Source organism: Nocardioides sp. BP30 (assembly GCF_029873215.1).
In the GTDB taxonomy this organism is placed as follows: Bacteria; Actinomycetota; Actinomycetes; order Propionibacteriales; family Nocardioidaceae; genus Nocardioides.
Window position 1 is genome coordinate 3878620 of the sequence record NZ_CP123620.1, and the last position, 22722, is coordinate 3901341.

Genomic DNA, 22722 nt, shown 5'->3' on the forward strand with positions numbered 1-22722 from the left:
GCTCCTACGTCTGCTGCACGCGTTGCCGCAGTAGCAACGCCGCAGCGGCCACTATTGCACTGAATGGCAGAACGATCATGAACATCAGTAGTAGAGCCTGTAGAACTTGAGTGACGTTCGAACTGAATTCAAGGGCCGAACTCGGACCCATTGCAACATAGGCGACCGCCAAACAGGTATAGCAACCCGAAAGAACGATAACCGTCAAGATCGAAGTCATGTAGACGGGTCGTAGTGCCCTCAACATTGCCAATGCGGCCACAAAAGCGATCACCGGGCCAAACAAAATCGCGGCGTCCGGCCAACCGCCAATCCCATCAGCCTCCGCGTCATGCCCGCCCAAGATCGCAACCACCCACGGCGCGATAGATGCCAAGATAAGCACACATGCGGAAACGAAAAGAACGGTCGAACGACCGCTTAAAGGCTTTACTGTCGTCACTTGCACGTCACCGCTCCATTCCGCCAATAGAGGTAGCATAGCACGCTGATTGATCTTGTATACTTGCCGATCGTTTTAGTCTTCGCGACGACGGCAGCATGGGCCGTTTGAGCTCGCCGCACGCAGCCACTCCGATCATGGAACGGCCCACCTTTGTGGCGATCATAATACCAATTGCAGTTTCGCTTCAATTCCCAGCCGAAGATTCCATCGCAGTCGCTCCGGGCGTTCCCCCAACCATATCCCAGGCACATATCGTGATATGCGCATGGACCCTTGAAGCTGACGTCGCCATATCCGTCAGGGTACATCGTGCAATAGTCATGAGTCGAGCCCGAAGCCCCGCCGTCATAGCAGTACGCACTTGGAACATCGACAAAGCCGCTGTAATCAACGATTGGCTTACCGACCCAATAGCTGCTACTTGGACACTTTGCTTGACCGCTAATATCCGTGTTATTGATGGGATCTTCGGGATAACCATACGGCGTGGCATTCCCACCCGGAACCGGGTCGACCGACAAGAACGAACCTGTCTTTGGATTGTATACTCGGGCGCCCATCATAATTAGTGCATTACCCGGAGTATCCGTAGCCCGTTGGTCCTTCCCTAGAAACCCATAGCGCACGCGAGTAGCACCAGAATGGATCGGGTTTCCGAATTCGTCGTATTCACCATAACTGCCAATTTGCGCCGACCCAAGCTCAGCCGCTTGTGTCGCGACGAAATCGCCATGAATGTTTGTGAGTTGATATGTCATTGAGTCGCCAGTAACGGTCGCCACCGTGCCCAAGCCAGGCAGTTTGACATATCTTGTTCGGATCCATGACGTACCGTCATCGCGAGACTCCTCGATGCCACTCGGCGAGTCTGTGACGTCGCTGAATTGATAGCGAACTCGATCCGTCGAGACGCCGCCTTCCGTCGTCGTCGCGGTCGACGTCCGTCCATCGGGGTCTACGCCGTACGAAACCAAGATATCCGCAGTATCGGCTTCGGGGTTAGTCGGCGTCTCCGAAAGCGACTTGACTTTATCGTCTGCAAAGTAGGTCGCCTTGGATTCGGAACCCCCGACGTCGTTCAAATCTTCGGCGGGTACCGTCAGCGTGCGGCCGAGCGCGTCGTAGGTATAGCCCGAGTCGAGTCGCCGACCGGCGTCGTCGTAAGTTGCCGACGTTGAGCTTTGCGCGATGCTTGTCTGGCACGAACCATCGGAAGCCGGTCCGAAGTAGTCGGTGCGATCTCGCTCCGAACTTGCGGTGAAGTGATATCGGTGAACCGAGCACTCACCTGCCACGGCGCCTGCCCCTGCTGCAGAGCCGTCCCAAGTCCGCACCTCGATGAGCCGTCCGATCGAATCGTACGAATATCCTTGGCGCGACGAGACCGAATTGCCTGTCACGACTCGATCATCGATATCCACCGCGTTCGCAAAGCTAAGCATAGGCTGCGATGCATTTTTTGACACGTAGTCGAGGCGAGTCACCGCGAGCGAATTGTTATGCTCTACGACCGCCTGCAAGCCGTTGGGGTAAGAGACCGCCGAAACTGCACCCGCAGCGTCGTAGCGAATCGCAAATGTCTCATCAGCGCCCGCCACGACGCCGGCGTCGACTGCTGTCAGCAGACCGCGGTGCTCACCAGAATTACCACTGGGCTCGTCGTACGTATAGGTGTACGTGCCGGATCCGTCAAAGAATGTGGATACAGCCCCATCTGCGGTGTAGTGGGTCTTCGATACAAGTCCGGTGCTATCAGCATAGGAGACGACGCGCCCCCACGAGTCGTAGCCGGTCGCGAGCGTGCTGGTGTCACTTCCCGGCGTACTACCGGCGTCAGACGACTCCGTTTGCAGGCCAGTCGTAGGACTGTACGTAAGTGTCGTGACGCGCATGTCAACGTCGACTCCGGTGCCGGATACTGAGACTGCTCGACGGGTCACTCTTCCCACACGGTCATATGTCGTGCTGGTCATCCGCGTAGCGGCACCTGCAGTCTCCGTCACGATGAGGGGCTGCAGATCAGCGTCGTATGACGCATAGTGTCGTACGACAGTTGTCCGCCCTGGGGGCTGAATCGCCGCCTCGACAATACAGACCAACCCGTCCCATCGCATGCGATCAGGATGTCCTGTGATGTCACAGCGCGGATCAGACGAACCGACACCGTAATAGATGGTAATGGTGCTGTGAGCATCGCTGCCCGCACCATTCTGATCTGCGGCACCGCCGGGACTTCGCGTCTCGATCTGAAGCCCATTCGCGTCGTACCTGTCTGTCTCGACGTTCCAGGAGCCATCTGCGAGCTGGGTCTTAGTCGTCGTCGCAACACCAAGAGTCCAGCCGTTGCCGTCCCCAGACACGATCGGGCCGTAGCCGTACCGCGTGACTACAACATCATGCTCCGCGGACGCAGAGCCCAGAGCCATTTGGGAGTCAGCCGCAGACCGACGTTCCTCCACCACTAGGCCGAACGTATTCTCGTCCGCCGCGTACGCCGGCTTTTCCGGTCCCCCGAGTGACGAAGATGAATGCGGCCCGTCCTGCGCGCCGTCGTAGATGTATGTCGTGTGCGCGCGGTAGAGGCCCACCGTACCGTCTTTAAGAACGGAGGTATCCGCGGGGTCGTATTCGTCCTCGATCCGCGATCCGTCGCCATCCTGATGGTCGGCGTCCCCGTCATCATTGTAGTAGTTGAACTTTGATTCCAATTCTGCGACCGCTGCCTGCTGCGCGGGGTCAGTCGACGAACTGAGCGCACGTGCGCGACCGGCCGCGCTCAGCACCCGAGATGCGTTCCCGTAGGCGTCATACCAAGTCGTATCGACCAACCACGTACCCGAGCCAGACCCGCTCGGATCAATGTTTCCGTGAACCGCTGTATTAGTCAGTGCGCCGGCGACGTCATAGAACCATAGATTCGCTCTAGTAATGTCGGTCGAACTGTCATCGGAAGGCGTGTATACGGCAGCGGCCGCCATCGGCAAGACTGTCTGTCCCCATCGTGCCGCGTTCGACACTGAAAAGTCGACTCCCGTGGCGGCTGGGTTCAGGCCGTATAGAACCCGCCACGTCGCAAGGCCGCTTCCATCTGTGCTCGCAGAGTCAAGGACACGTGCTGTACGAGTAACGCGGCCCGCGGCGTCGTACGTGAACGTCCAAGAAGCCTGGCCAGCTGGAGTCACCTTGCTCAGCAAGGTCCTGCCTTCGACCGTCGTGGTGTTGTACTCGTAGGCCGTGCACAGTGGTACGAGTGGCCCGTTACCAGTATCGGTAGCGTCGGGGTCAGGGCCACACGCAGTCGCCAGGAGCGACGCAGACCCGCTGTAAGTGAAACTCGCAGCGGTCTCAACGGTCACGTGCTCGCTATCAGCGACGACGCGGTCGATCCGAATGATGCGTTGAACTGCCGATGCACCGGATCCGAAGGTTCCGTAGGCAAGTCGCAGCCCACGACATCCTGCCTCTTGAACTGCATCGGTGCATGTCGTGGCGTCACCTGGATCGGTTTGTGCGATCCAGGTGGGTGCGCCGGCAGCGGTTGCGGTCAGCACTACCTCGGGATCATCGCTGTTAGACTCACTCGCCGAAGACGACTCGTATATCCACGTGCCTGCAGTCTCCCCGGTAAGCGCCTGCGTCCATGTTGTGATCTCACCGCCGTCCCCTCCAGCACCTGCTCGGACCAGAGTTGCTGTCCACGGTCCTGCACTGGGGGTTGTGGTCCCCCCGCTTGTTGGATCAAGCGTGAGGCGCGAGCCATCGTCAAGCCCGGCCGGCTTGAAGACGATTGGAACTGTCGGCGCAGAAACCTCGTCAGAGTTCGAGACCGGCGCAAATTCTTGGGTTGAATTTCCGGCCGTAACCAAGACCAGAGTTCGGTCCTGATCACGACGGTCCACTAGGGTTGCGGCAGCATCGCCCGGAGCCTGAAGAGTCGTCGACCAACCCGGGCCAAACGGGTCCGTCCGCGCTCCGGCCGACAGCGACGAGCTATCGTATGAATCGAATGTCCGCCCAATACCTGCCGACGCATCGGCGGCGTCTTGTTCCGACAGGCTCATTTCGCCCGTCGTCAGCGCGACCTTCGCCGGCCCGAGATCCGTGGACGGGAAGTCGCCGCCGAAAGCCGTCGGTACGAGCTGCGCACCGCTTTCTATAGCGCACTTACTGATGTCGCCAGGCATGATGAAGCAAATTCGAATGTCGAGACGCGCGGGCGCTGTCAGTTTTTCTTGGGCCCCGCCTTCGTTTGGCACATACGTCTCAGCACTTGCATTCCAGATTAGTTGCGGCGTGTTTGAAGTAGATTCAGGACCTCCCGGGATTGTGCCTGACACGACGGAGCCTTGCCAAGCGCCGCCGGTTTCCGTGTCGATTAGTTGGTCGTCGGTTACCTGGTCCGCGACCAGCGGGATCCACGAGGTCGACCCGGAGAATCGCCAGCTTGCGGTAGCTCTAACGGCGCCCGAGGGGCCGTCGGCTTGTATGGGAAAAGAGCCGGTGGAAACCGTATCGGAAGTTAGACTGTCCATTCCGGCTGGACCCGCTCCGAAACCGAAAGTCTCTTTCTTTCCAACGTTTCCGGCCTTATCAGTAGCTGTTGCCAAGATTGTGTTGACGCCTTTGGTAGGGGTCCAAGCGAAGGTTGCAACCCCGGAAGCGTTGGCGCTGACGCTCGCGGGCGCGCCGCCGTTGAGTGTATAGCTGAAGGTCTTCGTGTCTGCGGAGCCCGTGAGCGTAAAGGTATCGGCGACGGGCCCCGTCGAGTCCCACTGGCCTTGGATATATTTGGCGGCGTTGATAGTCGTCGTCGGGGGGCTTGTATCAACGGTGAAAGTCGTCGCTGCCGAAGGCGCGCTGGTTACATACGGGTCCTGTGCTGTTGCCGTGACCGAATAGGTGCCCCCGTCAATGAGCTTCCCAGCCGGAACCTGGATCGACGCAGCACCCTGCGCGCCTGCGGCCGTACTGCCTGTCCACACGACTGCGGCGCCTTGCTTGATGGTGAAGTTCGCGTGCACGCTGCCATCGGAGTCGGTGAGAGTGGTCATGAGCTTCGGCGTCGTTGATGTAGAAAACCCGGCATTACTGGGAGTGGAGGTTGTAGTTACCGTGGGCGCCGTCGGCGTGCTCGGGACGGTGTTGAACGTGACCGCCAGGGCCGGGACGCGGCCCGTGGAATTGCATGCTGGGGCACTGGAGTCGGGCTGGTGCGAACAGAAGGTCTTATCCTGAATGTCGGCAGTCTCATCGCTTGCGCGCAACATCACACCGTCGTTCTCGAGGGTACCGGCATACCACGCCCGAACCATTGAGGTGACGTCGATCGATCCGAAAGCGTTAGGGCAGCTGTTTGAGTAGCCGTGGGACCACGATGCCGATCCAGCGTAAGAGCTTGTATAAGTCGGCTGCGTAGCCCAAACGTCAGTGGCGTACCAGAGCGACGTGATCGGATAGGCCAGCATCGGCTGCGACGCGCAGGAGTTGGAGACAGTGTTAAAAATGCTCAGGGACGCGGAGATGATTGTCTTGCCGCTCGGAACGGCGCTGAGTGGAAAATTCAGCAGCGCGCGGCGTTTGTCGCCGGAAACGTCACCAAACTTGAGATTGTAATCTCCGCCATGTGAGGTCAGATCACCTTGCCGGATCCAAGTATCACGGCTGGGCGTGATGTTCACGGCAGGGTCGATCGTGACGGGGTAGACCGTTGCGGGGTCGTTCAAAAAGTTTTTCAAATTCTCCGGAGCAACGCCTGATGCGTCGGTTATGCCGAGATTCAAGCTACCAGGAGTTGTTGGCCCGGCTGCCTCACTGGTGCTCTCATTTTGGGCTGTATCACCAGGGGTGAGAGTATTCGCAACGGTGATAGAGTTCACGGGCGTACCGTCTGGATCCACCTTTGCGTCATAGATGACCGGCGCTGTAACAGTCATCGCTGTCTGCCCCCGGCTTTTCCCTGCTGTCGCGTTGAGAACGACCGCTCCTGGCTGATCGCTGTCGCTGGTCGTTGGCTTTAGTCCGGAGGTACCGATCTGCAGGGCGAGGCCATCGAGAGATGCGAGATTCGCTGGCTTGTTGGCGAGGACGTACGATTCTTCCATGCCGTGGGCGGTGGCACTCAATACCAGGTCAACGTTGGTGCTGACTTTGTAAGTTGCGCTGTTTCCACTGATGACAGGAACGGGCAGTTTCTTATCGAACGATAGACTCAATTCCTTTGCGCCCTTGGTCGCCATAGCGGCCGGTCCATCACCACCGCCAGAGAAGACAACATTGACCGGCGACGCCTTGGGCGCGTAGTTCCCGTCGGCGGTAGGGACCAGATCGTAATCGACCGGTACCCAACTGCCATGATCGTCGAGAATGCGAACGGGCGAGATTGCCGTTTCGACAGTAACAGTGCCGTCTGGGTTGGCCCAGGCTGTCGAGTATTGAGTGCGATCGCTCGTGATCTCGACTCTAGATCCCTGCCGCCGAGCATTCACTCGCGCCGACACTTCGTCCGGCGAGGTCGTGACCTTCCCCGCAGCGTCGTGCACTACGGGCGCTGCCTCCGCAGCGTCCGTCAATGGCGTCACCGCTGCAGGAAGATATGCCGAAGCAACCACTAGTGCGATGCCGGCAAGGGCACTGCGGCGGACGCCACCGAACAGATTACTGGGTGAATTCGTGGTCTTACGAGTGAAGACGAGACGATCTCGCATGGTCAGCCCCCCGGTTCGCCTGGGCTCGTCGCCCGCATCTGTCCCCAAGCGGGACAGTCAGCCGCACGCTACGCGTTCCTGACTGCTACCTGTGTGAAATCGAAGAATTTTCTGACCGCAGCATGTTGAACGCCTGACTGACGTCGTACCGGCCCGGCGCGTTTCCACGTGGCCAAGCTGTGATCGCGGAGGCTGCTGCGGTGTGCTGAACCGCCGGCACCACACCGGCCGGCTGATCAACGACACTGCCTGGCCCTTGAGCTAACCCGGCAGCTGTCCAGGCGCTCAGTTACCGCGGCAAGCCCAATGCTGCGAACAGGTAAGGCTTGCTGGCCCGTGTCACCTCGATCGCGACGACCCACTTCGGAGCGAAGAACAGGAGGTAGCGGGAGACGGTCCGCCACGCGTCGGATGCGTACAGGCGCAGCGCGGCCAGGCGCGACTTCTGCGACCAGTCGTCCAGTGCCGATCAGTCCTTCAGACAGCGCCCAACAGCGGGCTTGTTCACCGTCGCCGTGTCAGTTGACCCCGGGGAGGTCGAAGCTCAGGGTATCCGGCAGCACGCCCTTGCTGGTCATGTTCTGGCCGGCGGCGTAGGTGAGCTGAGCGTAGTTGGTCACCCTCTGCTCCCGGAACCACAGGCCGCGGGCTGCCTGTTTGTAGATGGCCTGGTTGAGTCCGTCAAAGCCGTAGGCCTTGGGGATGGTGAAGGCGATCGGGACTGGTCCCCACGTGCTGCCCTGGATGGTGGGGTTGATCGGGAAGGACTGGGGCCCGTCGCAGTAGGAGACGGGTTGGTTGCTGAAGTCCATCTCCATGTCGAGGAGTTCACCGACCTGGGGCTTCTGGATGGAGAAGGCCAGGTTGCCGCCGGCGTAGGTCGGGACGTCGAAGGTGACGCCGCCGACCACGACGGCGTCGCTGCTGTCGGATCCGCAGCCGACGCTGGATGGTGCGGACGGCACGATGCTTGACCATGTGCTGGCCAGCGCCGGGTCGTTCGCGCGCATCGGGCCAGCGAGCTGCAAAGTGCCGTTCAGGGTGGTGCCCAGCGCCGAGTAGCTGAAGCTGTAGGTCGTCGGCTCCATCGGTGCAGCAGCCGACGTTGTAGTCGCGACAGCAGGCGCTGTGGTCGACGCCGTTGCCGAGACGCTGACGTACCCGTCATCCGGGGTGCCCGCGGTTGAACTCGAGCCGCAAGCAGTGAGAGCTGCAAGTCCAGCGACCAGGACACCGACCGTCGCGATGCGCGGTCGTTGTCGGTTGGTGGCCATCAGAAGAGGTCCTGTTCGTGCCAGGTCAGTGGCTTGGAGCTGTCGCACATGGCGTAGCCGTTGAGGTAGAAGTCGAGCGCACTCTCCCCTGCTGATTGCGACAGGTTGATCGTCCACGGTTGGCCGGGAGTAATGGCAACGGCGACGGCACCCTTCTGGTTGAAGGGTGTGGTGGTCGCGATGGGGTCGCGGCTGCTCTGAACGATCTTGACGGTGCCCTGGTAGCCGCTGTCGTCGTAGCCGTACTGCGAGCCGGGGACGTAGTTGATGCTCAGGTAGCTCAACCAGGCCATCTTCAAAAGGATCTACGTCTACAACGACACGATCACCGGATACGAGATGAACGAGCCCCTCGCTGAGCTCCTTGCCCTCGAAGCAGGCGACCGCACGCTGGAGACCACCGGCAGTATCGACGCAGCCGAGGACGCCACCGAGCGCACCTTCGTCCACCACGCCCGAGAACGCAGCAAGGCCGCTCCGAAGAGCGGCCTTGCATGCCTTGATGTCGTCCTAGCGGCTGTTGCTAGTTCCCATGGTTCCAGTAACGACCGCCTGGTGGAGCTGAGGGGATTCGAACCCCTGGCCTTCTCATTGCGAACGAGACGCGCTACCAACTGCGCCACAGCCCCAGTGCGTCGTCGCCGACGCGAGATGAAACTTAGCACCAGCCCGGGCGGGGCCGGAAATCAGGGTGGATCAGGAGCCCGTGGCGCGGCGCTCGCCCTGCCCGCCGGCGTCGCGGCGGGCAGCGTCGGCCTCGCGGGCCAAGGCGCTGTCGGACTCGCTGCGGCCCGAGCTCCACACGCCGGTGGAGTCCAGGTCGATCGTGTGGACCGTACGCCGGGCAGCGGGCGGCTTGGAGACGTAGGTCGGCAGCGGTACGTCGACCGGGTCCCAGCTCGCCGCGGCGACCACCGGGATGTCACTGGTCTCGTCGTCGAGCACGGCGCCCTCCACGACCGGGGACTCGCCCGGCTCGGCGGCAGGCGCTGGAGCGTCCGCTTCGACAGCCGCAGCGTCGGGAGCCGTCCGGCTGGCAGCCGCCGGGCGCACCGGCACGGCGCGGCGTCCGGACCGCTCGCGGCGGACCATCAGCCGGCAGGCGACCAGCCAGGCTACGAGCAGCGCGACCGGAGCAGCCTGCCACTGCCAGGACAGCCGCCCGACTCCGGCCGCCGCCGCGACCGCCGCGTTCGCCAGCACCAGCACGACCAGGACGTTGCGGCGCCGAGCCGCCGCCGAACCGCGCCGCTTCCGCTGCCGCACGGCCGCCGGGGCCGCCGGGGCCGCCGGGGCCGCAGGCGCGGACGTCGCCGGGGCAGCGACCGGGGCAGCGGCCGGGCCGGCCGAGGTCCCGGGCACCAGCCGCGTCGTACGGTCCGTGGCCGGCTCGCGACGCGCCAGCACCCGCATGGTGTGGGAGAACGTCGAGACCGTCCGGTTGCGCAGGCCCACGTCGTGGTGCTCGAGCGCCTTGGGGATGAGGTAGGCGGCCCACGCCACGGCCACGGCGAGGAAGATCAGAGCGGTCACATCTGGAAGGTTAGGAGCGCTAGCGCACCATGGGGCGGATGTCTACAGGTGTGTCGCAAAACCACTCCTGTGACTTCTGTGATTTCAGTGCTCCGACGCCTCCAGCCGACGGAGCATGCCCTCGGGACACTCCTCGACGGTCACGGCATAGATCCGATGGTCGCGCCAGGCGCCGTCGATGTGCAGGAACCGGGGTGCGTAGCCGATCTCGCGGATGCCGAGCTTCTCCACCACCCGCAGCGAGTTGGAGTTCTCCGGCCGGATGCAGATCTCGATGCGATGCAGGCCTGCCGCCTCGAAGCAGTGGTCGATCACCAGTGCCACCGCACGAGGCACCGCTCCGCGACCCGCCTGGTCGCGATCGATCCAGTAGCCGATCGAGGCGAACTGCGCCGAGCCCCGCACGATGTTGTTCACGGTGATCTGACCGGCGAACCTGCCGTCCACCTCGATGGCGAAGGGGTAGGTCGCCCCGGCGCGAGCGGCCCGGTGCAGGCGCCGTACGAGGGCCGGGAAGGTGGTGGGTCGGGCGTCGCCGCCCGGGGGCACCGTCGCGTCCCAGGGATGCAACCAGGCCGCCGAGCGTCGCCGGGACTCGTGCCAGGCGCGGCTGTCGCGGCGGGACAGGGCGCGCACCTTCAGCTCCCCACCGTCGGCCAGCCGGGTGCGCAGCGTCGCCGGCCAGGCGCGGCCGGCTCGCCGGACCGCACCCTGGAGCGCCATCAGTGATCGCTCCCGAGGGACTGCTCGACCGCGTGCTCGATCACCGGCCGCAACACCTCGACGGCATCCTTCACGCCGCCTCGGGAGCCGGGCAGGTTGATCACCAGGCAGGATCCGGCCAAGCCGGCGAGGCCGCGGGAGAGCATCGCCGTCGGGACGCCCTTGGCGATCCCCGCGGCGCGGATCGCCTCGGCGATGCCGGGGATCTCGCGGTCGAGCAATGGCCTGGTGGCCTCCGGGGTGAGGTCGGTCGGCGTGAGCCCGGTGCCCCCGGTCGTGAGCACCACGCGCGCGCCGCCGGCGACGAACGCCGCGATCGCCGTGCCCACCGGCTCGCCGTCCGGTACGACGACGGGCGCGCCCACGGCGAACCCGAGCTCGTCGAGGAAGTCGGCCAGCAACGGTCCGGTGGAGTCCTCGTAGACCCCCGCCGCCGCCCGGTTCGACGCCACGACGACGCCCCCGCCGGGCCGGGCCGCCGGATGCTCGGCCGAGCCGCTCACCGGGCGCCGTCCTCGCGCACCCAGTCCCCCGACTTCCCGCCGCTCTTGGCCTCGACGCGGATGTCGGTGATCACTGCCGCCTTGTCCACTGCCTTGACCATGTCGACGACCGTCAGGGCGGCGACGCAGACCGCTGTCAGCGCCTCCATCTCCACGCCGGTGCGGTCAGCGGTGCGCACGGTGGCGCTGATCTCCACGGCGTCGTCGGCCACCGCCAGCTCGACCGCGACGCCGGACAGCGCCAACGGGTGGCACAGCGGCACCAGGTCGGGGGTGCGCTTGGCGCCCATGATGCCGGCGATCCTGGCCACCGCCAGCGCGTCTCCCTTCGGCACGCCCTCCCCGCGCAGCAGCCGCACCACCTCCGGCGAGACGAGCACCCGGCCCGAGGCGGTCGCCGCGCGCGCCGTCACTCCCTTGGCCGTCACGTCGACCATCCGGGCCGCCCCGCTCTCGTCGAGGTGGGTCAGCCGGTCGCCGGCCATCAGCCGAGCCCGTTCTCGTGGCCGTGCTCGATCAGCAGCACGTCGACCTCGGCACCCGCCGGCACGGCGGTGACCTCCTCGGGTACGACCAGGAGGCAGTTGGACTCCGCGAGGCTCCCCAGCATGTGCGAGGCCGGGTTGCCGATCGGCGTCACCACGCCGTCGGCGTACCTGCCCCGCATGTACTGCCGACGACCGGCCGGAGAGCTCATCGGCACGGACAGGCGTGCCCGGATCGGCGGCCGCCGGTAGGGCTGGAATCCCATCAGGCGGCGCAGCGCCGGTCGGACGAAGACCTCGAAGGAGACGAAGGAGGAGACCGGGTTGCCCGGCAGGCAGAAGATCGGCACCCGATCCTCGCCGACCAGCCCGAAGCCCTGGGGCTTGCCCGGCTGCATGCTCACCGGACCGAACCACACACCGTCGGGGGTCAGGGCCTCCTTGACCACGTCGTAGTCGCCCTGGCTGACCCCGCCCGAGGTGATCACCAGGTCCGCGCGCACGAGCTGGTCGTGCAGGGCCGTCCGGAACGCGTGCGGCTCGTCGGGCACGATCCCCACCCGGAACGCGATCGCGCCGGCCGCCCGGGCCGCGGCGGCGAGGAGGTAGGAGTTGCTGTCGTAGATCGAGTCGTGGCCGAGGGGCTGGCCGGGCTCGCGCAGCTCGGAACCGGTCGAGATGACCACCACGCGCGGGCGCGGCCGGACCGACACGGTGGCCCGTCCGACGGCGGCGAGCAGGCCGAGGTGCCGGGCGTCGAGGACGGTGCCCTCGACAACGACCAGGTCACCCTCGGCCACGTCCCCGCCGGCCCGGCGCACGTGCTGGCCCTCCTCGCGCGGCGCCTCGCTGATCAGGACCTGGCCCACGCCGCGGTCGGTCGCCTCGTAGGGGACGATCGTGTCGGCGCCCGTCGGCACCGGTGCCCCGGTCATGATCTTGACCGCCGTGCCGGGTGCGAGCGCGTGCACCCTGGCGGTGCCTGCGCCGATCTCGCCGACGACCGGCAGTTGGAGCGGACCCTCCGGGCTGGCGTCGGCGACGTCGTCGAAGCGCACGGCGTAACCGTCCATCGCCGAGTTGTCGAAGCCGGGCAGCGAGACGGACGCGTGCACGTCCTCGGCACAGGCCAGACCGAGGGCGTCCATCAGCGGCTGCGGGAACGCGGCCATCGGCTCGACCGCCTCGAGGATGCGCTGGCAGTGCTCGTCGGGGCTGACCGGGACGATGGGCGAGGCTTCCGACATGTGACGAGAGCCTACTGGTGCCGGGTCAGGCCTTCGCGACCTCGTCGTCGGAGAAGACCGCACCGGCGTCGATCCGCTGGGCGGCGTCGGTCTCCAGGCTGACGTCACCGAGGATCTGCACGGCCGGGCCGAAGGTCCAGTCGCCCTTGACCCGCAGGGCGCTCGCCTTGGTCAGCGACGGCGCACCCTCGGGGAAGCGCTTCTCGAACTCGCTGACCACCTTGTAGTAGTCGCCGTCGAGGTCGACGAACGGAACGTCGGTCGCGACCTGCTCCAGGGTGAAGCCGTCGCGGATCTCGTAGACGTCCGAGCGCAGCACGAGCAGGTCGTTGGTGGTCTTGACCGGGATGAAGCGGTCCCTGCCCACCTCGATCAGCTGGGCGCCCTCGAAGACCTCGATCGCCGAACCCATCGCGGTCTCGACCTGGATCACCTTGGCGGTGGACGGGTCGCTGGGGTCCACCGTCTTCTCGTTGCGGATCAGCGGTAGGCCCAGGATGCCGTCGCGGGCGTCGAGGGCCTCCTTCATCGCGCGCAGGTCGAACCAGATGTTGTTGGTCGAGCAGTAGCGGTGCCGGCTCAGGTCCTGCAGCGCCTTCTGGTCCTCCGGCAGGGTCTGGGCCGTCTCGCGCAGGACGATCCTGCCATCGGACTTGCGGCGGGCGAAGTGACCGCCCTTGCGGTCGGAGGCCGTACGCCGGACCGCCTCGATCGCGAACGGCGCCCCCGAGGAGGCGAACCAGCCCGCGACGTGGGCGTCGGGCACCGCGCCGAGGTTGTCGGAGTTGGAGACGAAGAGCCGCTCGAACCCCTGCTCCAGCAGCGTGTCCAGCAGGCCCGTGCCCCGCAGCGCCGTGTAGATGTCGCCGTGCCCGGGCGGACACCACTCCAGGTCGGGGTCCTTGGGCCAGCTCACCGGAACCAGACCGTCGGCGAGCAGCCGCGGCTCCATGTTCTGCCGGAACTCCAGCGGCAGACCCTCGACCGGCAGGTCCTCGTAGCGGGCCAGCGCGTCGAGCGTGTCCGCCGAGGTGCGGAACGAGTTCATCAGGATCAGCGGCAGCGGCGCGCCGTAGCTCTGCCGCAGGTGGAGGATCTGCCGCGCGATGATGTCGAGGAAGGACATGCCCCGACGCACGCACAGCAGCGACTTGGCCCGATCCATGCCCATGGACGTGCCGAGGCCGCCGTTGAGCTTGATGACGGCGGTGGTGCGGATCGCGGCGGCGGCGTCCTCCTCGGAGACCTCCGCATCGGCCAGGGCCGGCATGTCGACCGGCTCGATCGACTCCTCGGGGATCTTCCCGGTCTCACCGCGCTCGAGCTGCCGGTAGTAGTGCGCGAACGTCTGAACGGCGACCTCGTCGACGCCCGCGTCCCGCATCTTCGCTACCGCTGCGGCCAGGCCAGGGCTACCCATGGGGTCGATCGTAGGCTGGCGGTGTGGCTGATCCACAAACTCCTCCTGGTTCTGGTCCCCCGCACCACAACGGATGGGCGAAGCTCGCGCTACGCGATCAGCTGCTCACGGCACGTCACCGGCTGGACCTGACCCAGATCGGCGAAGCCGCTCGAGGCCTGGCCGGCCAGTTGCTCGCGCTTCCCGAGATCCGCCGGTCGGCGACCGTGGCGGCCTACGTCTCCGTCGGCAACGAACCAGGTACAGGTCCCCTGATCGACGCGCTCCAAACATCGGGCCGACGGATCCTGCTGCCACGCGTGCTGCCCGACAACGATCTCGAATGGAGCGCGTACGCCGGACCCGGCTCGCTGCAGCGCGGGCCTCGCGGGATCCTCGAGCCCGACGGACCACCGCTGGGTGTGGAAGCGATCGCGGGCGCCGACGCCGTCCTGGTACCGGGGCTGGCCGTGGACGGCCGCGGCTTCCGGCTGGGTCGCGGCGGCGGCTCCTACGACCGTGCGCTGGGCCGGGTGCCGCGGGGGACGTTCACCTGCGTGCTGCTCTACGACACCGAGGTCGGCCTCGACGTACCCGTCGAGCCGCACGACCGGCCGGTGACGGCGGCGGTCACCCCCTCGGGAATCACACGGCTGCGTCCGACGCTGTAAACTGGCAGTCGTATCCGTCGAGTGCTAACGGGAGAGTCGTGCCCACCTACCAGTACGCCTGCACCGAGTGCGGCCACGCCTTCGAACAGGTCCAGAGCTTCTCCGAGGACTCCCTCACCGTCTGCCCCGAGTGCAGCGGCCGCCTGCGCAAGGTCTTCAGCGCCGCGGGCGTCGTGTTCAAGGGATCGGGCTTCTATCGGACCGACAGCCGCTCCTCCGGCGGCTCGTCGGCGAGCCCGTCGGGCAGCTCATCGGGCAGCTCATCGGGCGGCTCCTCGACCGCTGCCGCCTCGCCCGCCAGCAGCGACTGAGTCCTTCGTCCACCGGGCGCCGCGTGCGGGTGCCCGGGCCTGTGGATGACGCGACGCACGGTCCGGCGGATCGTCCTACCGTCGTGGCGTGACCTCCATTCTCGGGACCCTCCGCCGCACGACACGACAGCTGCGTCGCCGTGTGCTGACCCACCGCCGGCTGCTGGCCGGCGGCCTGGCCCTGACCGCCGTGGTGCTCGGCCTGCAGGCCGCGCGCCCCTCGCCGCCCGCGACGGCCGCGCTGATCGTCGCCCGGCACGACCTGCCGGCGGGCGCGGTGCTGAGCGCCGCGGACCTGACGAGCGTGGCGGTGCCGCCCGACGCGATTCCCGCCGGGACGGTGCGCCGGGCCGCCGGGCGCATCCTGGCCACCCCGCTGCACCGCGGGGAGCCGCTCACCGATCTCCGGCTGGTCGGACCCGCACTGACCCAGGGACACCCCGACCTGGTGGCGGTGCCGATCCGGCTGCCCGACGCCGGCATGGCCGCCCTGCTCCGGGTGGGTGATCGCATCCGGCTGCTCGCCACCGATCCCCAGGGCAGCGACGCGCCGGTGGCCGTCACCACCGTCGCCGAGGATGCGCTCGTCCTCGCCCTTCCGGCTGCGGACGACGGGACAGCGGCGAAAACCTCCTCGACCGGCGTCACGAGCGCGCTCGGCGGCCGTCTCGTGGTCGTGGGAGTCATCGAGAGCGAGGTCGACCGCGTCACGTCGGCAGCGGTGAGGGACTTCCTCACCTATGCCTACCCCCACTAGGGTCGAGGCGCTTCCTCTCGGGGAGATCTCCCCTCCTCCGACGATTCGAAAGAGATGTGAGATGAGCGGCTTCAAGAAGTTCCTGTTGCAGGGCGACCTGGTGGCCCTCGCCGTCGCCTTCATCATCGGCGGCGCCTTCGCCACGGTGGTCAAGTCGCTGGTGGCGGTGATCATGGACCTGATCGGCAAGGCCGGCGGCACACCCAACTTCTCCAGCTACACCCCGCACGGCGTGCACGTCGGCGCCTTCATCACCGCCCTGATCTCGTTCGTGATCCTGGCGGCGGTCGTCTACTTCTTCATCGTGGTGCCCTACACCAGGGCCAAGGAGCGCTTCTTCCCGACGCCTCCCGCCGCCGAGGGTGCTACCACCGAGTCCCTGCTCGCCGAGATCCGCGACCTGCTCGCCGCGCGGCAGTGACCGACTGACCGGCCCTCACCGGTGCCGTCTCACCCGCCGTGGTGGGGCGGCACCTGTGCCTTCAGCCAGTCGTCGGAGCTGGGCGGGGCGCCGCGCTCCTCCCGCTCGTCGCGCGTGGTCTCGGGCAGTACGTCGCCGAAGATCTCGGCCAGGCGTCGCCGGCGCACCCACTCCGGCTCGGCCGGCTGCTCGGCCGGCTCCTCGGTCGGCTGCTCGGTCGGCTGCTCGGTCGGCTGGGGGTCGGACTCCCCACCCGGGCTGACCTCGCTCACGTGCAGAGTCCGGCCTGCTCCAGCGCGGCCGTGTCCTGCGCGGATCGGGTCGAGGAACCCGACGGCGTACCGGATCCGCTGGCGCTGCCGCTTGGCGAGTCGCTCGCGCTGGGCGAGGCACTGGCGCTGGGAGAGGTGCTCGCGCTGCTGCCGGCACCCGCTGTCGGAGACGCGGTGGCGGTGCCGGGGAGGTTGCTGACGTTGATGGAGCCCGCCGTCAGCGAGCGCGAGAGCGGCTTGTCGTGCTTGATCGCGTTCCAGACCTGGGCCGCCTCGGGCCGCCAGACGACGCGGCCGGGGTAGGCGGTGGAGTAGGCCCACGGGACCGTGACGAACTTGATCTTGTTCATCCCGATGCCCTTGAACTCGGTGGCCAGCCCGGCGATCTTCGAGAGGTTCTTCAAGCCGGGGTCGACGGTCAGGGACTTGGTCGCGGCATCGAGGAACTTGACCACCTTGACCGGGTTGGTCAGCGTGTTGGACGACAGCACCGCGTTGACCATCGAGCCGACGAAGGCCTGCTGGCGCTTGATCCGGCCCAGGTCGGTGCCGTCAGTGCCCGGGACGTGCCGGATGCGGACGTACTGCAGGGCCTGATTGCCCGAGATCTTGCGGGTGCCCGCCTTGAGGTAGATGCCGTGCGCGCGGTCGTCCCAGGTGTTCGGGATGCAGACGTTCACCCCGCCGATCGCGTCGACCATGGACTTGAAGCCCTCGAAGTTGACCACGACGAAGTGGTCGATCTTGATCCCGGTCAGGTTCTGGATCTGGGAGATGGTGCAGGCCGGACCGCCGACGGAGAAGGCGGCGTTCCACATCTGCGCCGTCGCGGCCGGACTCACCGAGCCGGAGGAGGTCTTGCAGGCCGGCCGGTCGACGATCGAGTCGCGCGGGATGCTGATGCCGTACGCCCGCTTCCGGTCCGCCGAGAGGTGGATCAGGATGGTGGTGTCCGAGCGCTGACCACCCTTGGTGAGCCCGTCCACGTCGCAGCCCGAGCAGTCCCGGCTGTCCGAGCCCATCACGAGGATGTTGAGCGGCTTCTTCGGGCCGGCGACCGCGAGCGCCGTCGGCTGGTCGCCGATGATGTCCTTGCCGGCGTCGTAGACGTGCAGGTTGCCGTTGAGGTGGCGGTAGAGGTACGCCGCCGACAGCCCGGTGACCAGTGCCAGCGCCACCACCGTCGAGACGAGCACCTTCAGCACCGTGTGCCGGGTGCGCGCCTTGGCACGGCGCTTGCCGGCGATGCTGGTCCGCCGACGGGCGACGGGCCGGGTGGCGTCAGGGGCGACCGGTCGACCCCGGACCGGGTCGGGAGCGATGCCCGGGGCAGCCGTGGGTTCCAGCTGCTCTGCGTCGGACATTGATCACCGTCACTCGTCTCGGATGGTCGCGGGGGCGCCGTTGACCCTACGTGCGACCTCCAAGTGTGCGGGCGAGTGCCGAGAAGCCAAAAATGTCGACGCACCGCCCGCGGCAGGAGCCGTGTCGGCGGGTGAGATGGTGCCCCAGGCCAGAGTCGAACTGGCGACCTTTCGCTTAGGAGGCGGCTGCTCTATCCACTGAGCTACTGGGGCGTGCCGTGATCGGCGCGCACATCCTGCCACCTCCACGTACCGAGGTTGAAGCCGGCGCTCGCGCGGGAGCGCCCGACGACCCGGCTCAGTGGTTGCGCAGCGCGGAGATCAGCTCCGACTTCCTCTTCGAGGAGTAGCCGTGCAGCCCCAGCTCCTTGGCCCGCTTGCGCAGGTCTGCGACCTTCCAATCGTCGTAGGGTGCCGACGTCCCGCCCTTGTGACCGACGGCCTTGCTACCGCGCTTCGCGACGGCGTTGGAGATCCGGGCGGCCTTCTCCTTCGACGCGCCGTCCTCCCGCAGGTCCTCGTAGAGCTTCTCGTTCTTGATGCTCGGGTTCGGCATGTCACTTCCTCCCGTCGTCGGGTTCGATGCGCGAGTCGTCGTTCGCCACCTCGCGGGCGCGGCGCCGGTCGGCCAGCGCGGCGAACGCCTGGACCGCACCCGCACCGATCGCGAAGATCACGAAGATCACGACGACGATCCACAGTCCGCTCATCGGGCGCTCACCTCCTCTCGACGGGCCGCGCGCTCGCGTACGGCGGGCAGCACCTCGGCGCCGAAGCGCTTGATCATCTCGCTGTAGTGCGGGCCGATGTCGGCCACGTAGATCTCCTCGAAGCCGGCGTCGACGTACTCCCCGAAGGACTCGATGTGCCGGTCGATGTCCGGCCCGCAGACCAGGCTCGACCGGGTGGCCTCCTTGGTCACCAGCTGCGCGGCCTGCTCGAAGTGCCGCGGGGTCGGCAGGATCTGCGCCAGCTCACCGGGCAGCCCCGAGGTCGACCAGAGTCGGTGGGCGTGATCCAGTCCCTCCTCCTCGGTCGGCGCGAAGGCCGCCTTGAAGCCGGCCGCGGCCGGCTTCCCGCCCGAGGTCTCCCGGAACAGACCGAGCAGCTCGGTGTCGGCGGACGTGGTGATGTAGCCGTCCCCGATCTCACCGGCCAGGCGCGTCGCCGCGGGCCCGAAGCCGGAGACCCACACCTCGGGCGGTTGCTCCGGCAGCGTGTAGATCCGCGCGTTGTCGACCGTGTAGTGCTCGCCGCGATGATCGACGACCTCACCGCTCCACAACCGGCGCATCACCTCGACCGACTCCGCCAGCATCTCCCGGCGTACGTCGGCGCCCGGCCAGTAGTGCCCGTGCACGTGCTCGTTGAGCGCCTCACCGGTGCCGACCCCGAGCCGGAACCGGCCGTCGAGGAGCACCGCCGAGGTCGCCGCCGCCTGCGCGGTGATCACCGGTGAGAGCCGCATGATCGGGCACGTCACGGCCGTGGTGACCGGCAGCTTGCACACCTGGGAGATCGCGCCGATCGTCGACCAGACGAAGGCGCTCTGGCCCTGCTCGTCGTTCCAGGGATGGAAGTGGTCGCTGATCCACAGGGCGTCGAAGCCGGCCTCCTCCGCGAGTGCGGCCTGCTCCACAAGCTGGGCGGGCGCGTACTCCTCGCTGGAGAGGAAGTATCCGATCGTGGGGCCGGTCATGACGGTGAGGTAACCGAGCCTCATCCCCCCATGCGCCCGCGGTTGGCCAGGATCACCGCGAGCGGCGGCAGCGGAGCGGCAAGCACCGACATCGCCACGGCGGCCGGCACCGACCACAGCCGGACCACGTTCCAGGCGAGCACCACCAGGACGACGCAGGCGCCCATCAGGACCACGTACGTCGTCCGTCTGCGGCGGGCGCTCGGCTCGTTCATCCGGCTCCCGGTACCCGCCTCGGCGGGGCCGACATCCTCCGCGGACCCACGGGCGTGCGCCCGCGCATGCGCGGGGTAGGAGCGGGTACAGACGACGGCGTGATTCACCGCTTCGCTCAGCAGCTCAGGCTCTGCCTGGCGACCGCGCTGACCCCCGCGCACGAGCGAGGACTCACCGGATCTCGAACCGGATTCCTGCCCGCTGCAGCCGGTCCGTCAACGCGGCGCCCATCGCGACGCCGGTCGTGACCGATCCGGCGCTGGGCGGATTGTCGTCCAGCGCCAGGCACAGCGCCGACTCGGCCAGCATCTTCGCCGTCTCGGCGTAGCCGGGGTCGCCCCCGGAGACGCGCGCATGGACCTTGCGTCCGTCGCCCTCGGCGATCAGGTCCACCCGGAACCACGAGGAGGCGCGCCGGGCCTCGTCCGGCCCCGCCCCCGGGGGGATCCTGGCGCCCAGCCAGCGCCGTACCGGCCCGAGCTGCGCCGCGGCCACCAGACCGAGCAGGCCGGCGGCACCCCCGACGGCGTAGCGCAGCGTCTTGGTGCCGGCGTAGTGGGAGTAGCTGAAGTCGGGGCCGTAGGCGGGCAGCGCTCGACCCGTCCGCGCCACGATCGCCGGATCGATGGTGGGCAGCGGCACCAGCCAGTAGCCCAGGTCCGGGTCGCGGTGTGGCCGGCCCGCCACCGCTCGGGAACGGCGTCCCTCGGGCCGCGGCTCCGCTCGCTTGCGCGCCTCGGCGGCGGCGCGCATCTGCCGGGCGCGGCTGAACTGGCCCAGCGCGGAGTGGAAGGTGCCGCCGGACAGCATGCCGCTGGCCCGCACCACGCCGCGCATCCGCACCGGCCCGCTGGCATCGAGATGCCGCACGGCGAAGAGGGCGCCGAGGTCGTGCGGGATGGAGTCGAAGCCGCAGGCGTGCACGATCCGGGCGCCGGTGCGCTGGGCCACCGCGTGGTAGCGCACGTACATCTCGTCGACGAACTCCGGCTCGCCGGTCAGGTCCACGTAGTCGGTCCCCGCCTCGGCGCAGGCCCGGACGACCGGCTCGCCGTACTCCAGGTAGGGCCCGACGGTGGTGATGACCACCCGGGTGCGGGCGGCCATGGCATCCAGGCCGGCCTGGTCGCCGACGTCGGCCTGCAGCAGCTCGACGCCCGCGACGGCCTGACCCCACCGTTGCACCAACCGGTCGCGGACCTCCCCCAATTTGGTGAGATCCCGGCCGGCCAGTCCCCAACGCAGGCCGTGTGGGCCACCGTCTGAGGAGACGGCCTCTGCGAGATAGGAGGCCGTCAGCGAGCCGGTGAAGCCGGTGGCTCCCAGGAGCACCAGGTCGAGGTCACGCGCCGCAGTCATGGCCCCACTCTGGCATGGCCGCGGGAGCGATGGTCTAGACCGACCCGGGCCTCGCCGAGTGACCTCGACGGGGATGTTTCGTTGGGTAGGCACAGGGGTAGAAGGCTCTCACTCGGGAGCCGGCACAAGGGGGACAGCGATGAAGCGAGTGGATCTGGAGCTCAGTGAGTTCACGCGGCGTGCGGGCTCGCTGCTCGTCTCGCACACCGACGCCGGGTTCGACAGGGGCCTCGAGCCGGGCGAGCAGCTGCTGATCCGTGACGGAGCGCAGCGATACCGGCTGGCCACCGTGCAGGACATCAGCTTCGAGCTGACCGACACCCACTACCGGCTGGAGCTGGGCGCCGAGGTCGACGCGGACCGTGCCGGTCTGCTGGTCGAGGAGGCGCCTGCCGTCCGCGCCGGCGGGATCGGAGCGAGCGAGGTCATCGCGCTGCTGCAGGAGGCCCGCGACGCGCTCGCCGCGCGCCCCTACCTGGCCGGCGCCCGACACCGCTGAGCCGGCATCCTCCGATCGGACGGACGTGCCTAGTCCGCACGGACTAGCCCACCCGGGCCCGAGAGGATGCCGTCTCGTGACCATCAGCCTGGTCCTGGGTCGGCCTCGCTCGGGGGACAATGGTGCCCATGCAGGACGGTCTGATTCGCGTTTTCCTCGTCGACGATCACGAGATCGTGCGCCGCGGCGTGCGCAGCATGCTCGAGGCTGAGGGCGACATCAGGATCGTGGGCGAAGCCGGTACGGCGGCCGAAGCGCTGCCGGCCATCCTGGAGCTCGAGCCCGACGTCTGTGTGCTCGACGCCCAGCTGCCCGACGGCTCGGGTATCGAGATCTGTCGCGAGATGCGGGCGGTGAACCCCGACATCCGGGGGCTGATCCTGACCAGCTTCGACGACGAGGACGCGATCACCTCGGCGATCCTGGCCGGGGCGGCGGGCTACGTGCTCAAGCAGATCGAGAGCAACAGCCTGATCAGCGGGATCCGCCTGGTCGCCAGCGGCCACACCCTGATCGACCCGGTCATCGCCTCCCGGGTGGTGCAGCAGGTGCAGTTCCACCGCCGCGCCTTCGATGTCCTCGCCGAGCTCACCCCCCAGCAGAGCAAGATCCTCTTCCTGATCGCCGAGGGCCTGACGAACCGCCAGATCGCCGAGAAGCTGTTCCTCGCCGAGAAGACGGTGAAGAACCACGTCACCGGCCTGCTGGCCCGCCTCGGCGTCCAGCACCGGACCCAGGCGGCGGTGCTGGCCCACCGGCTCCGCGACGGGAACACCCCTCGGCTGCCCGCACCGCGACGCAGCGAGACGTCGATCGCCTCCGGCGCTCCGCGCTGAGTCA

General features: G+C 67.0%; 23 protein-coding genes and 2 tRNA genes. 6 read left to right on the forward strand and 19 right to left on the reverse strand.

The window, feature by feature from the left end:
• Nucleotides 1-4: 4 nt before the first annotated feature.
• The 11 genes from P5P86_RS18180 to P5P86_RS18230 form a co-directional block, all read right to left on the reverse strand.
• Nucleotides 5-448: a hypothetical protein gene (locus tag P5P86_RS18180; RefSeq protein WP_280608857.1), complete on the reverse strand. Its 444-nt coding sequence runs from the start codon at nt 446-448 to the stop codon at nt 5-7.
• Entirely contained in the window at nt 439-7149 is a 6711-nt protein-coding gene (locus P5P86_RS18185) for a DNRLRE domain-containing protein (RefSeq protein WP_280608858.1), read from the reverse strand. Before P5P86_RS18185 ends, P5P86_RS18180 begins: the two co-directional genes overlap by 10 nt.
• A 518-nt stretch (nt 7150-7667) precedes the next feature.
• Nucleotides 7668-8237, reverse strand: a complete 570-nt coding sequence (locus P5P86_RS18190; RefSeq protein ID WP_280608859.1) for a hypothetical protein — start codon at nt 8235-8237, stop codon at nt 7668-7670.
• Nucleotides 8238-8422: 185 nt separating this feature from the next.
• On the reverse strand, nt 8423-8716 hold the full coding sequence (locus tag P5P86_RS18195) for a hypothetical protein (RefSeq protein ID WP_280608860.1): 294 nt from the start codon (nt 8714-8716) through the stop codon (nt 8423-8425).
• A 260-nt stretch (nt 8717-8976) separates the two neighbouring features.
• Nucleotides 8977-9052 (reverse strand) — tRNA-Ala (locus P5P86_RS18200).
• Between the two features lie 67 nt (nt 9053-9119).
• On the reverse strand, nt 9120-9956 hold the full coding sequence (sepX, locus tag P5P86_RS18205; RefSeq protein ID WP_280608861.1) for a divisome protein SepX/GlpR: 837 nt from the start codon (nt 9954-9956) through the stop codon (nt 9120-9122).
• 84 nt (nt 9957-10040) lie between these two features.
• Nucleotides 10041-10679 carry a GNAT family N-acetyltransferase gene (locus tag P5P86_RS18210; RefSeq protein ID WP_280608862.1) on the reverse strand — a complete coding sequence of 213 codons (639 nt, stop codon included), beginning with the start codon at nt 10677-10679 and terminating at the stop codon, nt 10041-10043.
• Complete coding sequence (locus tag P5P86_RS18215) at nt 10679-11182, reverse strand: MogA/MoaB family molybdenum cofactor biosynthesis protein (protein WP_280608863.1); 504 nt, start codon at nt 11180-11182, stop codon at nt 10679-10681. Before P5P86_RS18215 ends, P5P86_RS18210 begins: the two co-directional genes overlap by 1 nt.
• Nucleotides 11179-11667 carry a cyclic pyranopterin monophosphate synthase MoaC gene (gene moaC, locus P5P86_RS18220; RefSeq protein WP_280608864.1) on the reverse strand — a complete coding sequence of 163 codons (489 nt, stop codon included), beginning with the start codon at nt 11665-11667 and terminating at the stop codon, nt 11179-11181. The genes P5P86_RS18215 and moaC overlap by 4 nt, the downstream gene beginning before the upstream one ends.
• Complete coding sequence (glp, locus tag P5P86_RS18225) at nt 11667-12914, reverse strand: molybdotransferase-like divisome protein Glp (RefSeq protein ID WP_280608865.1); 1248 nt, start codon at nt 12912-12914, stop codon at nt 11667-11669. The genes moaC and glp overlap by 1 nt, the downstream gene beginning before the upstream one ends.
• Nucleotides 12915-12939: 25 nt before the next feature.
• Nucleotides 12940-14334 carry a UTP--glucose-1-phosphate uridylyltransferase gene (locus P5P86_RS18230; protein ID WP_280608866.1) on the reverse strand — a complete coding sequence of 465 codons (1395 nt, stop codon included), beginning with the start codon at nt 14332-14334 and terminating at the stop codon, nt 12940-12942.
• Between the two features lie 23 nt (nt 14335-14357).
• Here P5P86_RS18230 and P5P86_RS18235 point away from each other — a divergent pair, with 23 nt between their 5' ends.
• The 4 genes from P5P86_RS18235 to P5P86_RS18250 all read left to right on the forward strand — a co-directional run bounded on the left by P5P86_RS18235 (nt 14358) and on the right by P5P86_RS18250 (nt 16473).
• Nucleotides 14358-14984: a 5-formyltetrahydrofolate cyclo-ligase gene (locus P5P86_RS18235; RefSeq protein WP_280608867.1), complete on the forward strand. Its 627-nt coding sequence runs from the start codon at nt 14358-14360 to the stop codon at nt 14982-14984.
• A gap of 38 nt (nt 14985-15022) precedes the next feature.
• On the forward strand, nt 15023-15295 hold the full coding sequence (locus tag P5P86_RS18240; protein WP_280608868.1) for an FmdB family zinc ribbon protein: 273 nt from the start codon (nt 15023-15025) through the stop codon (nt 15293-15295).
• 88 nt (nt 15296-15383) lie between these two features.
• Nucleotides 15384-16052: an SAF domain-containing protein gene (locus P5P86_RS18245; protein ID WP_280608869.1), complete on the forward strand. Its 669-nt coding sequence runs from the start codon at nt 15384-15386 to the stop codon at nt 16050-16052.
• 61 nt (nt 16053-16113) lie between these two features.
• Nucleotides 16114-16473 carry an MscL family protein gene (locus tag P5P86_RS18250; RefSeq protein ID WP_280608870.1) on the forward strand — a complete coding sequence of 120 codons (360 nt, stop codon included), beginning with the start codon at nt 16114-16116 and terminating at the stop codon, nt 16471-16473.
• 29 nt (nt 16474-16502) lie between these two features.
• On the opposite strand, the gene P5P86_RS18255 is transcribed toward P5P86_RS18250, so the two are convergent.
• The 8 genes from P5P86_RS18255 to P5P86_RS18290 all read right to left on the reverse strand — a co-directional run bounded on the left by P5P86_RS18255 (nt 16503) and on the right by P5P86_RS18290 (nt 21383).
• A complete protein-coding gene (locus P5P86_RS18255) occupies nt 16503-16745 on the reverse strand; it encodes a hypothetical protein (protein WP_280608871.1) in 243 nt (80 codons plus the stop codon).
• Nucleotides 16742-18109, reverse strand: coding sequence for an LCP family protein (locus P5P86_RS18260; RefSeq protein ID WP_280608872.1), 1368 nt, complete (start codon nt 18107-18109; stop codon nt 16742-16744). Before P5P86_RS18260 ends, P5P86_RS18255 begins: the two co-directional genes overlap by 4 nt.
• A gap of 137 nt (nt 18110-18246) precedes the next feature.
• Nucleotides 18247-18322 (reverse strand) — tRNA-Arg (locus P5P86_RS18265).
• A gap of 85 nt (nt 18323-18407) precedes the next feature.
• Complete coding sequence (locus P5P86_RS18270) at nt 18408-18665, reverse strand: DUF7218 family protein (protein WP_280608873.1); 258 nt, start codon at nt 18663-18665, stop codon at nt 18408-18410.
• A gap of 1 nt (nt 18666) precedes the next feature.
• On the reverse strand, nt 18667-18819 hold the full coding sequence (locus tag P5P86_RS18275) for a hypothetical protein (protein ID WP_280608874.1): 153 nt from the start codon (nt 18817-18819) through the stop codon (nt 18667-18669).
• Nucleotides 18816-19808: a TIGR03557 family F420-dependent LLM class oxidoreductase gene (locus P5P86_RS18280; protein WP_280608875.1), complete on the reverse strand. Its 993-nt coding sequence runs from the start codon at nt 19806-19808 to the stop codon at nt 18816-18818. Before P5P86_RS18280 ends, P5P86_RS18275 begins: the two co-directional genes overlap by 4 nt.
• Nucleotides 19809-19828: 20 nt before the next feature.
• Nucleotides 19829-20023 carry a DUF3099 domain-containing protein gene (locus P5P86_RS18285; RefSeq protein WP_280608876.1) on the reverse strand — a complete coding sequence of 65 codons (195 nt, stop codon included), beginning with the start codon at nt 20021-20023 and terminating at the stop codon, nt 19829-19831.
• A gap of 172 nt (nt 20024-20195) precedes the next feature.
• Nucleotides 20196-21383, reverse strand: a complete 1188-nt coding sequence (locus tag P5P86_RS18290; RefSeq protein WP_280608877.1) for a saccharopine dehydrogenase family protein — start codon at nt 21381-21383, stop codon at nt 20196-20198.
• A gap of 139 nt (nt 21384-21522) precedes the next feature.
• Between P5P86_RS18290 and P5P86_RS18295 the strand changes: the two genes are divergently transcribed.
• Nucleotides 21523-21882: a hypothetical protein gene (locus P5P86_RS18295; protein ID WP_280608878.1), complete on the forward strand. Its 360-nt coding sequence runs from the start codon at nt 21523-21525 to the stop codon at nt 21880-21882.
• A 128-nt stretch (nt 21883-22010) separates the two neighbouring features.
• Nucleotides 22011-22718 carry a response regulator gene (locus P5P86_RS18300; RefSeq protein ID WP_280608879.1) on the forward strand — a complete coding sequence of 236 codons (708 nt, stop codon included), beginning with the start codon at nt 22011-22013 and terminating at the stop codon, nt 22716-22718.
• Nucleotides 22719-22722: the final 4 nt, after the last annotated feature.

Bases quoted from the DNA above. Each gene is read 5' to 3' on its own strand.
- P5P86_RS18185 (WP_280608858.1), bottom strand. From the start codon at position 7,149: ATGCGAGATCGTCTCGTCTTCACTCGTAAGACCACGAATTCACCCAGT.
- P5P86_RS18190 (WP_280608859.1), bottom strand. From the start codon at position 8,237: ATGGAGCCGACGACCTACAGCTTCAGCTACTCGGCGCTGGGCACCACC.
- P5P86_RS18195 (WP_280608860.1), bottom strand. From the start codon at position 8,716: ATGGCCTGGTTGAGCTACCTGAGCATCAACTACGTCCCCGGCTCGCAG.
- P5P86_RS18210 (WP_280608862.1), bottom strand. From the start codon at position 10,679: ATGGCGCTCCAGGGTGCGGTCCGGCGAGCCGGCCGCGCCTGGCCGGCG.
- moaC (WP_280608864.1), bottom strand. From the start codon at position 11,667: ATGGCCGGCGACCGGCTGACCCACCTCGACGAGAGCGGGGCGGCCCGG.
- glp (WP_280608865.1), bottom strand. From the start codon at position 12,914: ATGTCGGAAGCCTCGCCCATCGTCCCGGTCAGCCCCGACGAGCACTGC.
- P5P86_RS18230 (WP_280608866.1), bottom strand. From the start codon at position 14,334: ATGGGTAGCCCTGGCCTGGCCGCAGCGGTAGCGAAGATGCGGGACGCG.
- P5P86_RS18250 (WP_280608870.1), top strand. From the start codon at position 16,114: ATGAGCGGCTTCAAGAAGTTCCTGTTGCAGGGCGACCTGGTGGCCCTC.
- P5P86_RS18260 (WP_280608872.1), bottom strand. From the start codon at position 18,109: ATGTCCGACGCAGAGCAGCTGGAACCCACGGCTGCCCCGGGCATCGCT.
- P5P86_RS18270 (WP_280608873.1), bottom strand. From the start codon at position 18,665: ATGCCGAACCCGAGCATCAAGAACGAGAAGCTCTACGAGGACCTGCGG.
- P5P86_RS18275 (WP_280608874.1), bottom strand. From the start codon at position 18,819: ATGAGCGGACTGTGGATCGTCGTCGTGATCTTCGTGATCTTCGCGATC.
- P5P86_RS18280 (WP_280608875.1), bottom strand. From the start codon at position 19,808: ATGACCGGCCCCACGATCGGATACTTCCTCTCCAGCGAGGAGTACGCG.
- P5P86_RS18285 (WP_280608876.1), bottom strand. From the start codon at position 20,023: ATGAACGAGCCGAGCGCCCGCCGCAGACGGACGACGTACGTGGTCCTG.
- P5P86_RS18290 (WP_280608877.1), bottom strand. From the start codon at position 21,383: ATGACTGCGGCGCGTGACCTCGACCTGGTGCTCCTGGGAGCCACCGGC.
- P5P86_RS18295 (WP_280608878.1), top strand. From the start codon at position 21,523: ATGAAGCGAGTGGATCTGGAGCTCAGTGAGTTCACGCGGCGTGCGGGC.
- P5P86_RS18300 (WP_280608879.1), top strand. From the start codon at position 22,011: ATGCAGGACGGTCTGATTCGCGTTTTCCTCGTCGACGATCACGAGATC.